Below are 13,578 nucleotides of genomic sequence, written 5' to 3'. Positions count from 1 at the left end.
CGACGCCCGCCCTTCGGGGGCGGCCGGCCCTAAAGCGGCAACGGCCCGGGTCAGGGCCCGTGGACCTGACCCGAGCAACACGGCGACGGGACGCCGGGCCGGTCGGCCGGGGGCGCCGTCCCGCCGCACGGACCGGGTCCGGTGCCCCACCGGGGGGGGCGCCGCATGAGGGGGACCGGCTCAGCGGGGCGGGAGTCCGGTGCCGCAGCGGGAGCAGAACAGGGCGTCGCTCTCGCCGGACAGCCGGCCGCAGTCCGGGCACACGCGGTGCAGCAGGCACGCCGCGTCGCCCGCTTCCGGCGCCGGGGCGGGGGCGGCGATGGTCAGGCCGGGGCGGCGGGCGTGGACCGTGAGGTAGGTCAGCCCCGTCGCGCCGGCGGACAGCGCGCGGCACGTGCCGCGCGGCAGCCAGGCGAGGGCGCCGGTTGCGAGGGTCGTCTGGCGTCCGCCGTCGTCGCCGGAGAGGTGTCCGCCACCGTCGACGACGTACAGCAGGACGTCCAGGTCGGCCTCGACGTGCGGCCGGACCTCGGTGCCCGCCGGAAGGCGGATGACGTTGGCGTCGAGCTGGCGGCCGTCCGCGCCCAGCCGCCACAGCGCTCCGCGCTGTCCGACGGGCGTACGGCCGATCAGGTCCGCCACTTGGGCGAGGACACCCGGCGCGGGCTTGGTCTCCACGTTCGTCCTCCCTGCACCTGTGGAACAGCCGAACGGTACTCCGCCCCGCGTGCCACCGCACGGCGGCGAGGCCGCGGCGTCCCGACGCGACGCGCGCACCGGGGAGGCGGACGATGGGGTCATGACGCCGGAACGGACGCCGCCGGGGAGGCAGTGATGCCAGTGGGCCGGATCGGGATGGTCGTGCACGGGGCGCGCGAGGACGCGAGCGAGGCCGCCGCGACCGTGCACGACTGGGCCGCGCGCCACGGGGTCCCCGCGGTGGAGATCGACGTGTGGCGCAGGGACGAGCCCCGGCACAGCGGTGAGGAGGAGGCGGCCGCCGCCGGTTACCCGGACCTGGTCGTGACCCTGGGCGGCGACGGGACCTTCCTGCGCGGCGCCCGGGTGGCCGCGGCGTGCGGGGCGGCCGTGCTGGGCGTGGACCTGGGACGCGTGGGCTTCCTGACCGAGGTGTGCTCCGGTGACGTGGAGCACGCGCTGGACTGCGTGCACGAGGGCCGGGCGTCCGTCGAGGACCGCATGACGCTCACGCTGCGGGCGTCGCGGCCGCTGGAGATCCCGGAGGGCATCGAGTCGTTGCTGAGGTACGGGCGCGGGCCCGCGCTGCCGCCGCCGCGGGTGCGCTCCAGCGATCCCGACGACGTGGGCTGGGGCGTGCCGATGGCCGTCAACGCCGTCAACGACGTGGTCTTCGAGAAGCTCGCCCGGGACCGGCAGGCCAGCCTCGCGGTGTACCTGGCGGGCCGGTTGTTCGCGTCCTACTCCGCGGACGCGGTCGTGGCGGCCACACCGACGGGTTCCACCGCGTACAGCTTCGCCGCCGGGGGCCCGGTGGTCTCGCCGCACATGGACGCGATCGTGTTCACGCCGGTCGCGCCGCACATGGCCTTCGACCGCACCCTGGTGGCGGCCCCGGACGAGGTCGTTGGGGTGCGTGTGCTGACGCGTTCGGGCCGGGTCGCGGTCAGCATCGACGGCCAGTTGAGGGGCGTCCTCGATCCCGGCGACTGGGTCGGGGTGTACAAGGCGCGGCACCGGTTGCGGCTGGTCCGGCTGGGGCCGACCGACTTCTACGGGCGGGTGCGCGACCGCTTCCGGCTCAGTGACGCGCCGGCCGCGGCCGCGGACGGGGAGGTGCCTCCGCTGTACCGGCCGTCCGCCCCGGTCCCGCCCGACCTGCGGAACCTGCGCTTCCCGCCCCCAGCCGCCCGGCGCTGACGGCGCCCTGGCGCGCGATCCCGGCCAGTTCCCGGGCCGGCCCGGTCAGTTCCCGCCCGTGGGCCCGCACCAGGCGCAGCGTCCGCGTGAGGTCGAGTCCGGCCACGGGGACGGCGACGACGCTGCCGCCGGCGAGTTCCGCGGTGAGCGCGAGGGAGCTGAGGACGGCCGGGGCGAGGCCGTCGGCGACGGCGGTCTTGATGGCGGTGGTGGAGGGGAGTTCGAGCAGCGGGTCGGCGAGCGTGAGCCCCGCCGCCCGGGTCAGCGCGTGTTCGAGGTGGCGGCGGGTGCCGGAGCCCCGTTCGCGGCTGACCAGCGGGGTGGCCGCGAGTTCCGCGGCGCCGACGCCGGAACGACGGCGTGCCCAGGGGTGGGAGGGGGCGACGACCACGGTCAGCTCGTCGTGCGCGACCGGCCGGGCGACCAGCCCGCGCGGGACGTCGGGGCCCTCGACGAAGCCGAGGTGGGCCTCGCCGGCCAGGACGGCGGCGGCGACGTCCTCGGAGTTGCCCGCGGTGAGCGCGACCGTGGTGCGCGGGGCGCCGGCCCGCAGGGCCAGCAGCCACTGCGGCAGGAGGTACTCGGCCACGGTCATGCTGGCCGCCACCCGCAGCCGGCACTCGGTGGTGCCGCGCAGCGAGGTGATCCCCGCGTCCAGCGAGGCGGCGGCGTCGACGGCGGTGCGCGCCCAGTCGGCGACGAGCGCGCCGTACTCGGTGAGCCGCGAGCCGCGTGGGGACCGTTCCAGCAGGTCCAGGCCGAGCCGGCGTTCGAGGTGCCGGAGGCGGGAACTGGCGGCGGGCTGGCTGACCCCGTGGGCGCGTGCGGCGGCGCCGACGCTGCCGAGGCTCGCGACCGACAGCAGCAGGTCGTACGCCGCCAGGTCGCTCACACGCTCGGGCAGGGGCATAAGCCCAGTCTATGAGCCCATCCGGAAGTGGTCCCTACCGGCCTCGCACCCGCTGGGGCGAGGCTGAGGACATGCCTTCGAAGCTCGCAGTCCCCTCCCGGCCCGGCGCCCATCCGCGCACCGGGCCGCAGCGGGAGCCGGCCCACCCCTCCCGGCTCTTCCGCGACCTCGGCCCCAACTGGTACGCCTCCGTGATGGGCACCGGCATCGTCGCCACGGCGGCGGCCGGGCTGCCCGCGCACGTACCGGGGCTGCGGACGGCCGCCACGGTCGTATGGGCGCTGGCGGCCGGCTGGCTGGTGGTGCTCTCCGCGGCCTGGGCGGTGCACTGGACCCGCCACCGCGACCGCGCGCTGGCGCACGCCGGCCATCCGGTGATGGCGCACTTCTGGGGCGCCCCGGCGATGGCGCTGCTGACCGTGGGCGCGGGCACCCTGGCGCTGGGCTCCGACTGGACCGGGCCGCACGCGGCCCTGGCCGTGGCCGGGGCGCTGTGGTCGGCGGGCACGGTGCTGGGCCTGCTGACCTGGGTGTGGATCCCGTACCGGGCGATGACCGACCACCGGGTCGCCGACGACTCGGCGTTCGGCGGCTGGCTGATGCCGGTCGTGCCGCCCATGGTGTCCGCGGCCACCGGGGCCGCCCTCGTCCCGCACCTGCCGGCGGGGCAGGCGCGGCTGACGCTGCTGCTGGCGTGCTACGCGATGTTCGGGATGAGCCTGCTCGCGAGCCTGGTGATCATCCCGCAGATCTGGGGCAGGCTGGTGCGCCACAAGACGGGCCCGGCGGCCATGGTGCCGACCCTGTGGATCGTGCTCGGCCCGCTGGGCCAGTCCGTCACGGCGGCCAACCTCCTGGGAGGCGTGGCGCCCGCCGCCCTGCCCCGTCCGTACGCCACCGGGGCCGAGGTGTTCGGCTACCTCTACGGCGTACCCGTCTGGGGCTTCGCGATGATGTGGCTGGCCCTGGCGGCGGCGCTCACCCTGCGCACCGCGCGGCGCGGCCTGCCGTTCACCCTGACCTGGTGGAGCTTCACCTTCCCGCTGGGCACGTGCGTGACGGGGACGAGCGCGCTGGCGCTGCGGCTGCACTCGACGGCCTACCAGGGGGCGGCGCTGGTCCTCTACGCGGGCCTGGTGGCGGCGTGGGCGCTGGTCGCGGCACGGACCGTGCACGCCGGGGCGCGCGGCACGCTGTTCGCGCCGCCCGCCCCGGCACCCGGCGCGTGAACCGCCGGGGTCACAGACCCTGCCAGGCCGGCTTGGCGGCGTAGGTGGCCCGGAAGTAGTCGGCCAGCTTCAGCTTGGACGCGGCGGCCTCGTCGACGACGACGGTGGCGTGCGGGTGCAGCTGGAGCGCGGAGGCGGGGACGACCGCCGCCAGCGGGCCCTCGACGGCGAGGGCGACGGCCTCCGCCTTGGCCTCGCCCGTGGCGAGCAGGACGAGGTGCCGGGCCTCCAGGATGGTGCCGATGCCCTGGGTGATGACGTGGTGCGGCACCTCCTCCGGGTGGTCGAAGAAGCGCGCGTTGTCCTTGCGGGTCTGCTCGGTGAGGGTCTTGATCCGGGTCCGGGAGGCCAGCGAGGAGCACGGCTCGTTGAAGCCGATGTGGCCGTCGGTGCCGATGCCGAGCAGCTGCAGGTCGACGCCGCCGGCGCCCGCCAGGGTCCGCTCGTACGCGGCGCACGCCTCGACGACGTCTTCCGCGGTGCCGTCAGGTCCCATGAACGACTCCGGCGCGAGGCCGAGGGGCTCGACGACCTCGCGCAGCACCACGGAGCGGTAGGACTCGGGGTGCCCGGCGGGCAGGCCGACGTACTCGTCCAGCTGGCAGATCCGGGCGCGCGAGACGTCGGCGGCGCCCTCCCGGGCCAGTCCGGCGAGCGCGCGGTAGACGGGGAGCGGGGTCGATCCGGTGGCGACGCCGAGCAGCGCGTCGGGCTTGCGGCGCAGCAGGTCCGCGAGGGCGCCCGCGATGAGTTCGCCGCCCGCGGTGGCGTCCGGAACGATGACGACTTCCACTTCGGGACCGCCGATCTGGTGAGGAAGACCGCTAACTGGTTTAGACCAATTTAGCAGCCGGGCCCCCGCAGATCCACCGCCGGCCCGGGGGTGCCTTCGGGCGAATACGGCGCACGCCGCGTTGGAGGGCACGCCGCCGGTGGTAGCAAGCAGGGACAGGCGCGCGGGACGCGTGGCGTACGGCCGGGCACGACGGGGAGGTGCGGGACGGTGTCCCAAGGACGGCGGATCCGGATCCGCGCGGGGCGCCGGGAGGTGCGCGGGCCGGCCAGGCGGCCCGGCGTCCGGGTGTTCCCCGCACTGAACACGGCCGCCGCCTACTCCTGGCGGCTGCTGGTCGTGGGGGCCGTCGTCTACGCCGTCTTCGCCACCCTGGGACGCTTCCACGAGATCGCGGTGGCCGTCTTCCTCGGGCTGGTCGTCACCGCCATGCTGCGGCCGGTGGCCGATCTGCTCGCCCGGGCGATCCCGCGCTCGCTGGCCGTCGCCGCGTCGCTGATCGGCAGCATCCTGGTCGTGTTCGGCATCCTGGCCATGGTCGGCGAGGTGGTCGCCGGCGAGACCGCGGGGCTGCAGCGCGAGTTCAGCGCGGGGCTGGCCCGGATCGAACGCTGGCTCGAGGCCCCGCCGTTCCGGCTCGACCCCGAGGCGCTGAACGACCTGCAGTCGAAGATCGGGCAGTGGCTCTCCACCCACCGGGCGACGCTGATCAGCACCGCGCTCAGCGGCGCCGGGCGCCTGGTCGAGGTGCTGACGGTCTTCGCGCTGGCGCTGTTCTGCTCGGTGTTCTTCCTGCACTCCGGCGACCGTCAGTGGTCCTGGTTCTGCGGGCAGTTGCCGGGGAGCGTGCGGGGCCGGGTGTCGCTGGCGGGCAGCGCGGCGTGGCGTACGTTCACCGGCTACACGCACGGGATCGTGCTGGTGGCGGCGACCAACGCGATCCTGGTCGGGGTCGCCCTGTACCTGCTGCGGGTGCCGCTCGCGCTGCCGCTGGCGCTGCTGGAGTTCTTCGCCGCCTTCGTACCGCTGATCGGCTCGCCCATCGCCCTGGCGGTCGCCGCCGTGGTGGCGCTGGCGGCGAAGGGGCCCCTCATCGCGGCGATCGTCGTCTGCCTGATCGTCGTCATCGGCCAGATCGAGGGCCATGTGCTGCACCCGCTCGTGATGAGCTGGGCGGTGCGCCTGCACCCCGTGGTGGTCGCGCTCACCGTCATCGGCGGCGCGATCGCCGCCGGGGTGATCGGCGCGGTGGTGGCGGTGCCGCTCGTCTCCGTCCTCTGGTCGATGTACCAGGCGCTGCGCACCGCGGAGTAGGACGCGCAAGTTCTTGCGGAGCTTCCGCAACGGTCTGTCGGCTGAACGACACTCCAGCGCAAGCCCGTGTCGACTGAGACGAAAGCCCGGTCGGGGGCATAGACGCCCGGAAACACCTCTGCAACTATCGGCTCGGGCCGCGCAATTACCAAAGCAATCGATGCAATTTTCTCCGCGTGGCAGCCGTATCACATGCGACATGTCATGGCACCAACAACTCTGACGAGAGGTACAGGGACGACATGCCAAAGGAACGGTTCATCAGACGGCTGCTGGCGGGGGTGATCGCGGCGGGCCTGGTGCTGCTCGGCCTGTCGGCCCTGCCCGCCGCGGCCGCCGGCGGCCCCGACCTCGCGGCGGGGGCGCCGGCCACCGCGAGCAGTTCGCACGCCGAGTACGGGGTGGCCAACGTCACCGACGGCAACCAGAACACCTACTGGCAGAGCGCGGGCAGCTCCTTCCCGCAGTGGGTCCAGGTCGACCTGGGCAGCAGCACCAGCGTCGACCAGGTCGTCGTCAGGCTCCCCGCCTCCTGGGAGGCCAGGACCGAGACCTTCGCGGTCCAGGGCAGCCCCGACGGCACCACCTTCTCCACGCTCTCCGGCTCGGCCGGGCGGAACTTCGGCCCCGGCTCGGGCAACACGGTGACCATCGACTTCGCGGCCACGCCCACCCGGTTCGTACGGCTGAACGTCACCGCCAACACCGGCTGGCCCGCCGCCCAGGTCTCCGAGCTCGAGGTGCACGGCTCCGCCACCTCGACCGACAACCTCGCCCGGGGCCGCAGCCTCACCGCGAGCAGCGGCAACGCGCCCTACATCGCCGCCAACGCCAACGACGGCAACCAGACCACCTACTGGGAGAGCAACAACAACGCCTTCCCCCAGTGGATCCAGGCCGACCTGGGGTCCTCCGTCGCCGTCACCAAGGTGGTGCTGAAACTGCCGCCCACGTGGGAGGCCCGGACGCAGACGCTGTCGCTGCGCGGCAGCACCAACGGCTCGTCCTTCAGCGACCTGGTGGCGTCCCGCGACTACTCGTTCAAGCCGGCCGACAACAACACCGTCACCATCAGCCTGAGCAGCACGACCACCCGCTACCTGCGGGTCGACGTCACCGGCAACACCGGATGGGCCGCCGCCCAGCTGTCCGAGCTGGAGGTGTACGGCCCCGCCTCCGGTGACACCACCGCGCCGAACGCGCCGACCGGCCTGGCCTACACCGAGCCCGGCTCCGGCCAGATCCGGCTGAGCTGGAACGCCGCCGGCGACAACGTCGGCGTCACCGGCTACGACGTGTACGCCAACGGCGAGCTGCGCACCAGCCTCTCCGGCAGCACGCTCACCTTCACGGACAACCAGCCCGACAACGCCACGGTCAGCTACTTCGTGCGCGCCAAGGACGCGGCCGGCAACGTCTCCGGCAACAGCAACACCGTCACCCGGACCGGCTCCGGCGGCGACACGCAGGCGCCCAGCCGGCCCGGCGACCTCGCCCTCACCCAGCCCGGCTCCGGGCAGGTCAAGCTGACCTGGACCGCCTCGAGCGACAACGTCGGCGTCACCGGCTACGAGGTCTACGCCAACGAGGTGCTGCGCGCCACGGTGTCCGGCAGCACGCTCACGTACACCGACAACCAGCCCGACACCGCGACCGTCTCCTACTACGTGAAGGCCAAGGACGCGGCGGGCAACCGCAGCGTCGCCAGCGCCACGGTCACGCGCAACGGCTCCGGCGGCAACGGCTCCGACCTGGCCGTGGGCAAGCCGATCACGGCCTCGTCCAGCACGCAGAACTTCGTCGCGGCCAACGCCAACGACAACAACGTCACCACCTACTGGGAGGGTGCCGGCGGCAGCTACCCGAACACGCTGACCGTCTCCCTCGGGGCGAACGCCGACGTCACCTCGGTGGTCCTCAAGCTCAACCCCGACGGCGCCTGGGGCACCCGCACCCAGACCGTGCAGTTGCTCGGCAGGGAGCAGGGCGCGAGCGGGTTCACCAGCCTCAAGGCGGCAGCCGGCTACACCTTCAACCCGTCCTCGGGCAACACGGTGACCATCCCGGTCAGCGCCCGGGTCGCCGACGTACGGCTGCAGTTCACCGCCAACAGCGGTGCCGCCGCGGGCCAGCTGGCGGAGTTCCAGGTGATCGGCACCCCGGCGCCGAACCCGGACCTGACGATCAGCGGCATGTCCGTGTCCCCGAGCGCACCCGTCGAGACCGACGCGGTCAGCCTCTCCGCGACCGTGCGCAACATCGGTGAACTGGCCTCGGGCACCACGAACGTCGCCTTCTACCTGGGCACCACCAAGGTCGGCACCGCCTCCGTCGGCGCGCTGGCGGCCGGCGCCTCGACCACGGTGACGGCGAACATCGGCGTACGGGACGCGGGCAGCTACCCGCTGGGCGCCGCGGTCGACGAGGCCGGGGACGTGATCGAGCAGAACGACACCAACAACGCCTACAGCAGCCCGGCCCCGCTGGTCGTCAGGCCCGTCGACAGCTCCGACCTGATCGCCTCGCCCACCGGCTGGTCCCCCGGCAACCCGGCCAAGGGCAACACCGTCACCTTCTCCGTCGCGATCAAGAACCAGGGCACCGTCGCGTCCGCGGGCGGCTCCCACGGCATCACCCTGACCGTCACCGACACCGCCTCCGGCTCCGTCGTCAAGACGCTGACCGGCTCCTACAGCGGCGCCATCGCCGCGGGCGGCACCACGAGCCCGGTCTCCCTGGGCACCTGGACGGCCGCCAACGGCAAGTACACGGTCAAGACCGTCATCGCGCCCGACGCGAACGAACTGGCCGTCAAGCAGCAGAACAACACCAGCACCAAGTCCCTGTTCGTGGGGCGCGGCGCCAACATGCCGTACGACATGTACGAGGCGGAGGACGGGGTCCTCGGCGGGGGCGCCGCCGTGACCGGCCCCAACCGCACCGTCGGCGACCTCGCGGGCGAGGCGTCCGGGCGCAAGGCCGTCACGCTGAACAGCACCGGCAGTTCGGTGGAGTTCACGACCAAGGCCAGCACCAACACCCTGGTCGTGCGCTACTCGATCCCCGACGCCGCGGGCGGCGGCGGGATCAACTCCACCCTGAACGTCTACGTCAACGGCACGTTCCTCAAGGCCGTCGACCTCACCTCCAAGTACGCGTGGCTGTACGGCAGCGAGACCGCCCCCGGCAACAACCCGGGTGACGGCAGCCCCCGCCACATCTACGACGAGGCCAACATGATGCTCGGCACGACCGTGCCGGCCGGGGCGAAGATCAAGCTGCAGAAGGACGCCGCCAACGGCAGCCAGTACGCGATCGACTTCGTCAACACCGAACAGGTCTCGCCGATCGCCAACCCCGACCCCGCGGCCTACACCGCGCCGACCGGGTTCACCCACCAGGACGTGCAGAACGCCCTGGACAAGGCCCGGATGGACACCACGGGCACCCTCAAGGGCGTCTACCTGCCGCCGGGCGACTACGAGACGGGCAGCAAGTTCCAGGTCTACGGCAAGACCGTCAAGATCATCGGCGCCGGTCCCTGGTACACCCGCTTCCACACCCCGTCCGCACAGTCCAACACCGACGCGGGCTTCCGCGCCGACTCCACCGCCAACGGCTCGTCCTTCTCGGGCTTCTCCTTCTTCGGCAACTACACCTCGCGCATCGACGGCCCCGGCAAGGTCTTCGACTTCGCGAACGTCGCGAACATGACGATCGACAACGTCTGGAACGAGCACACGGTCTGCCTGTACTGGGGCGCCAACACCGACAACGTCACGATCACGAACTCCCGGATCCGCGACACCTTCGCCGACGGCGTCAACATGACCAACGGCAGCACGGACAACCACCTCGACAACATCGAGGCCCGTGCCACGGGTGACGACAGCTTCGCCCTCTTCTCGGCGATCGACGCCGGCGGGGCGGACGAGAAGAACAACCTCTACGAGAACCTGACGTCCCTGCTGACCTGGCGCGCCGCGGGCATCGCCGTCTACGGCGGCTACGCCAACACCTTCCGCAACATCCTCGTCGCGGACACGCTGGTCTACTCGGGCGTCACGATCAGCTCCCTGGACTTCGGCTACCCGATGAACGGCTTCGGGACCGACCCGACCAACCTCCAGAACATCTCCATCGTCCGCTGCGGCGGGCACTTCTGGGGCAGCCAGACCTTCCCGGGCATCTGGCTCTTCTCCGCATCGAAGGTCTTCCAGGGCATCCGCGTCAGCGACGTGGACATCGTGGACCCGACCTACAGCGGGATCATGTTCCAGACCAACTACGTCGGGGGCCAGCCGCAGAACCCGATCAAGGACACGGTCCTCACCAACGTGTCCATCACCGGCGCCCACCGCAGCGGTGACGCCTACGACGCCAAGTCGGGCTTCGGCCTGTGGGCCAACGAGATGCCGGAGGCCGGGCAGGGTCCGGCGGTCGGCTCCGTCACCTTCAACAACCTGACGATGAACGACAACTACCTGAACATCAAGAACACCACGTCGACCTTCACCATCAACACCAACCCGTAGCGGCCGGACGCGCGAGCGCCGTGGTCCCGGCCGGTCCTCCGGCCGGGACCACGGCGCTCCGTCGTCCCCGTCATCCGCGGCGTCCGCGGCCGTACGCCCACGAACCCCACCAGGCCGGGATCGGCGGATCGGCGGGGGCGGACGTCGGCTGGTCCGGGTGGAGTCCGAGCCGGCGCAGGGCGGCCGCGTCGACCCGTACGTCGAAGGTGCCGTGCCAGTGCCCGTCCGCCCCGATCCCGCACATGAGGTGGATCACCAGCTCGTGGCCGGCGAACGGCCACCAGTCGACACCCCGGTCCCGCAGTCAATGGACCATCAGCTCGGCCGGCCGGGGGCAACCCGGCAGGTTCTCGTAGCTGAACAGGGTCACCCATGCGTCCGGTTCACGGTCCATGCCCCCATGCTCGCGCAGCACGACGGCGTGCCGCAGCGGGATTTCGCCGCGGCACGCCGTCGAGGGGGGACGGGGTGGGCCGTGCCGGCCACGGGGATGCGGCGGCACGGCCCGGATCGGTTGCCGGTCAGCGGCGGCCGCCCCAGGACTTCACGTCGACGACCTGGCGGTGGTCGTTGCGCAGGGTCGCGGCGTCGCGGCGGTCCCAGACGGAGTTGCGGCGGTCCTGGAAGACGTCGCGCCGGCTGTCGCGGCCGAAGCCGGTGTGCACGCGCACCTTGGAGTGGCCGACGAGCCGCACGTTGTTGAAGCGGTAGCGGTTGCCCTCGCGGTCCGACAGGGTCCAGCCACGCAGGTTGACCGTACCGCGGCCGGTGTTCACCACTTCGATCCATTCGTCACCGCCGCGGCCGAACCGGCCGTGGCCGTCGCGGGTGTTGACGTCGCCGATGACCACCCGGGACCGTCCGTGGTCGCGGTGGTCGGCCGCGGTGGCCGGCAGGGAGGCGGCGGCCACGACCGCTCCGGAGGCGAGGACGGTGGCGATGACGCGGCGGGTGATACGAGCAGACATGATGCCCCCTCAAACAAGGTGCGTTCCCGGCCCTTTCGGGCCGTTCCCGCGGTGCGGATGCTTCGGCGGTTGCCGATGACCCAACTCTGGCCCACCGGCGACGCACACAACCGGAACAATCGCTTCGCGTTACAGAATGCGGACATATCCGTAACTGTTAGCTGTAAGCGACATCTGTCAGTCTCGGGCGACATGTCGACTGACTGCGTGATGCACCCATCCGCCGGGTACCGCCTTCCGGGCTTCTCGCTGTCACCCACACGAGTGCCCTGATCGCCGGGCGCCCCCCGGCGGCCGGAGAAGGGCCCCGGTAACGGAGAATCGCGCCATGACGACACGCGACGCGGGCCACGGGAACGCCCCCGGACAGGACCACGGCTATCTGCTGGACAACCGCCGGGCCGAGGCCGGGACACGCTTCGCGGCCTTCGCCGAGCTCTTCGACCCGGTGACGTTCCGGCACGTCGACGCCCTGGGCGTGGGCGCGGGGATGCGCTGCTGGGAGGTGGGGGCCGGGGGCGCCTCCGTGCCGCTCGGGCTGGCCGCGCGCGTCGGCCCCGGCGGCGCGGTGGTCGCCACCGACATCGACGTGTCGTGGGCCCGCGGCGCCGCGGGCGGCGTGGTCGAGGTGCTGCGGCACGACGTCGCCGCCGACCCGCCGCCACCGGGCGGCTTCGACCTCGTCCACGCCCGGCTGGTGCTGGTGCACGTCACCGACCGGGCGGAGGCGCTGCGCCGCATGGTCGGCGCGCTCCGCCCCGGCGGGGCGCTGCTGCTGGAGGACGCGGACCCCGGGCTGCAGCCGCTGCTCTGCCCGGACGAGTCCGGACCGGAGCAGCGGCTCGCCAACCGTCTGCGCTCCGGCTTCCGCGCGCTGATGGCCGAGCGGGGCGCGGACCTGGCCTACGGGCGGACGCTGCCGCGCCTGCTGCGGGAGGCCGGGCTGGAGGACGTGGGGGCCGACGCCTACTTCCCGATCACGTCACCGGCCTGCGCCGTCCTGGAGGCGGCCACCGTGCGGCACATCAGGGACCGCCTCGTGGCGGCCGGTCTGGCCACCGACGAGGAGGTGGACCGCCATCTGGCGAACGTCGCGACCGGCACGCTCGACCTGGCCACGGCGCCGATGGTCTCCGCCTGGGGCCGCCGGCCGCTCAGCCCGGCGGCGTCCAGCCCGGATCCCGGCCGGTGAGGCCGAGCAGCCGGTCCAGCGGCGGCGCGGAGTCCGGGACGGGCACGGGCCGGCCGAAGGGCCCCGAGCCGTCGCCGGACGCCGCCCCGAACGAGGTGAGCAGCGCGAGCACGACCTGCACGGACGCCTCGTCGGGGCGGTACTCCAGCCCGGTGGACCGGGCCAGGTCCCAGCCGTGCACCAGCAGCTCGTTCAGGGCGAACCGGCCCGCGGCCTGCGCGGGCAGGGTGATCCCGCCGGCGCGGGTCTCGCCCTCCCACGCCCCGGGGGCGTCCCAGGCGCCGGACAGCTCCGTCAGCAGGACGGGCAGCAGCTGGCGCCAGGCGTCCGGGAGCCCGGGGACGGAGGAGCCGGGATCGGTGTCCGTGGCCGGGCCGAAGTCCTTGCGGGCGGCGTCCCGGAAGGCCGCGCAGAGCCCGGCGACGTGCCCGACGAGGTGCGCCACGGTGTAGTCGGGACAGGGCGTGGGGGCGTCGAGTTGCTTGTCGGCGATCTGCTCCAGCAGGGCGCTCACGTCCCGGGCGGCCGGGCGGAGGTCGGGATGACGTGTCATGGGGTCCCCTGGGTCGGTGGTCGTCCGGGTCGGTGGTCGTCCGGGTCGGTGGCCGTCACGATGGGGACCGGTGCGGCGCCGCGAACTCATCGGTGTGCCGCCGCAATGCCCCTGTCACGGCGCGTCCTCGCAGGTCACAGCGGTGGGGCACGCACCGCGTGCCTCAGATCTTGACGGCGGGCAGT

General features: G+C 73.1%; 11 protein-coding genes. 5 read left to right on the top strand and 6 right to left on the bottom strand.

Annotation, left to right across the window (positions count from 1 at the left end; all coding sequences use genetic code 11):
- Window positions 1–180: 180 nt before the first annotated feature.
- Window positions 181–678, bottom strand: coding sequence for a cupin domain-containing protein (locus ABZ479_RS13525; protein WP_500461720.1), 498 nt, complete (start codon window positions 676–678; stop codon window positions 181–183).
- Window positions 679–834: 156 nt separating this feature from the next.
- Between ABZ479_RS13525 and ABZ479_RS13520 the strand changes: the two genes are divergently transcribed.
- Window positions 835–1,899 (top strand): NAD(+)/NADH kinase, encoded by a 1,065-nt coding sequence (locus ABZ479_RS13520; protein ID WP_499602824.1) that lies wholly within the window; start codon window positions 835–837, stop codon window positions 1,897–1,899.
- Here ABZ479_RS13520 and ABZ479_RS13515 read toward each other — a convergent pair.
- On the bottom strand, window positions 1,781–2,809 hold the full coding sequence (locus ABZ479_RS13515; RefSeq protein WP_500461719.1) for a LysR family transcriptional regulator: 1,029 nt from the start codon (window positions 2,807–2,809) through the stop codon (window positions 1,781–1,783). The two genes, ABZ479_RS13520 and ABZ479_RS13515, sit on opposite strands and share 119 nt — an antisense overlap.
- Before the next feature lie 71 nt (window positions 2,810–2,880).
- Between ABZ479_RS13515 and ABZ479_RS13510 the strand changes: the two genes are divergently transcribed.
- Window positions 2,881–4,038, top strand: a complete 1,158-nt coding sequence (locus ABZ479_RS13510; RefSeq protein ID WP_500461718.1) for a TDT family transporter — start codon at window positions 2,881–2,883, stop codon at window positions 4,036–4,038.
- Between the two features lie 10 nt (window positions 4,039–4,048).
- Here ABZ479_RS13510 and nagB read toward each other — a convergent pair whose 3' ends face one another.
- On the bottom strand, window positions 4,049–4,831 hold the full coding sequence (gene nagB, locus ABZ479_RS13505) for a glucosamine-6-phosphate deaminase (RefSeq protein WP_500461717.1): 783 nt from the start codon (window positions 4,829–4,831) through the stop codon (window positions 4,049–4,051).
- 255 nt (window positions 4,832–5,086) lie between these two features.
- Here nagB and ABZ479_RS13500 point away from each other — a divergent pair, with 255 nt between their 5' ends.
- Window positions 5,087–6,145 (top strand): AI-2E family transporter, encoded by a 1,059-nt coding sequence (locus tag ABZ479_RS13500; protein ID WP_500461875.1) that lies wholly within the window; start codon window positions 5,087–5,089, stop codon window positions 6,143–6,145.
- A 242-nt stretch (window positions 6,146–6,387) separates the two neighbouring features.
- A complete protein-coding gene (locus tag ABZ479_RS13495; protein WP_500461716.1) occupies window positions 6,388–10,680 on the top strand; it encodes a discoidin domain-containing protein in 4,293 nt (1,430 codons plus the stop codon).
- Between the two features lie 70 nt (window positions 10,681–10,750).
- Here ABZ479_RS13495 and ABZ479_RS13490 read toward each other — a convergent pair whose 3' ends face one another.
- Both ABZ479_RS13490 and ABZ479_RS13485 read right to left on the bottom strand, forming a co-directional pair.
- A complete protein-coding gene (locus ABZ479_RS13490) occupies window positions 10,751–10,936 on the bottom strand; it encodes a hypothetical protein (RefSeq protein WP_500461715.1) in 186 nt (61 codons plus the stop codon).
- 265 nt (window positions 10,937–11,201) lie between these two features.
- The gene (locus ABZ479_RS13485) at window positions 11,202–11,648 is read right to left on the bottom strand and encodes a lamin tail domain-containing protein (protein ID WP_500461714.1); all 447 of its coding nucleotides are present in this window, start codon (window positions 11,646–11,648) and stop codon (window positions 11,202–11,204) included.
- A gap of 328 nt (window positions 11,649–11,976) precedes the next feature.
- On the opposite strand from ABZ479_RS13485, the gene ABZ479_RS13480 reads away from it, so the two are divergent.
- Window positions 11,977–12,840: a methyltransferase domain-containing protein gene (locus ABZ479_RS13480; protein WP_500461713.1), complete on the top strand. Its 864-nt coding sequence runs from the start codon at window positions 11,977–11,979 to the stop codon at window positions 12,838–12,840.
- Here the strand turns inward: ABZ479_RS13480 and ABZ479_RS13475 are convergent.
- Complete coding sequence (locus tag ABZ479_RS13475; RefSeq protein ID WP_500461712.1) at window positions 12,803–13,393, bottom strand: TIGR03086 family metal-binding protein; 591 nt, start codon at window positions 13,391–13,393, stop codon at window positions 12,803–12,805. The two genes, ABZ479_RS13480 and ABZ479_RS13475, sit on opposite strands and share 38 nt — an antisense overlap.
- Between the last annotated feature and the right edge of the window lie 185 nt (window positions 13,394–13,578).

The organism is Streptomyces sp. NPDC005722 (assembly GCF_040630935.1).
In the GTDB taxonomy this organism is placed as follows: domain Bacteria; phylum Actinomycetota; class Actinomycetes; order Streptomycetales; family Streptomycetaceae; genus Actinacidiphila.
Note: the sequence above shows the minus strand (reverse complement) of the source record. Positions and strands in the feature narration are given on the sequence as shown.

Bases quoted from the DNA above. Each gene is read 5' to 3' on its own strand.
- ABZ479_RS13495 (WP_500461716.1), top strand. From the start codon at position 6,388: ATGCCAAAGGAACGGTTCATCAGACGGCTGCTGGCGGGGGTGATCGCG.
- ABZ479_RS13520 (WP_499602824.1), top strand. From the start codon at position 835: ATGCCAGTGGGCCGGATCGGGATGGTCGTGCACGGGGCGCGCGAGGAC.
- ABZ479_RS13515 (WP_500461719.1), bottom strand. From the start codon at position 2,809: ATGCCCCTGCCCGAGCGTGTGAGCGACCTGGCGGCGTACGACCTGCTG.
- ABZ479_RS13510 (WP_500461718.1), top strand. From the start codon at position 2,881: ATGCCTTCGAAGCTCGCAGTCCCCTCCCGGCCCGGCGCCCATCCGCGC.
- ABZ479_RS13485 (WP_500461714.1), bottom strand. From the start codon at position 11,648: ATGTCTGCTCGTATCACCCGCCGCGTCATCGCCACCGTCCTCGCCTCC.
- ABZ479_RS13475 (WP_500461712.1), bottom strand. From the start codon at position 13,393: ATGACACGTCATCCCGACCTCCGCCCGGCCGCCCGGGACGTGAGCGCC.
- ABZ479_RS13480 (WP_500461713.1), top strand. From the start codon at position 11,977: ATGACGACACGCGACGCGGGCCACGGGAACGCCCCCGGACAGGACCAC.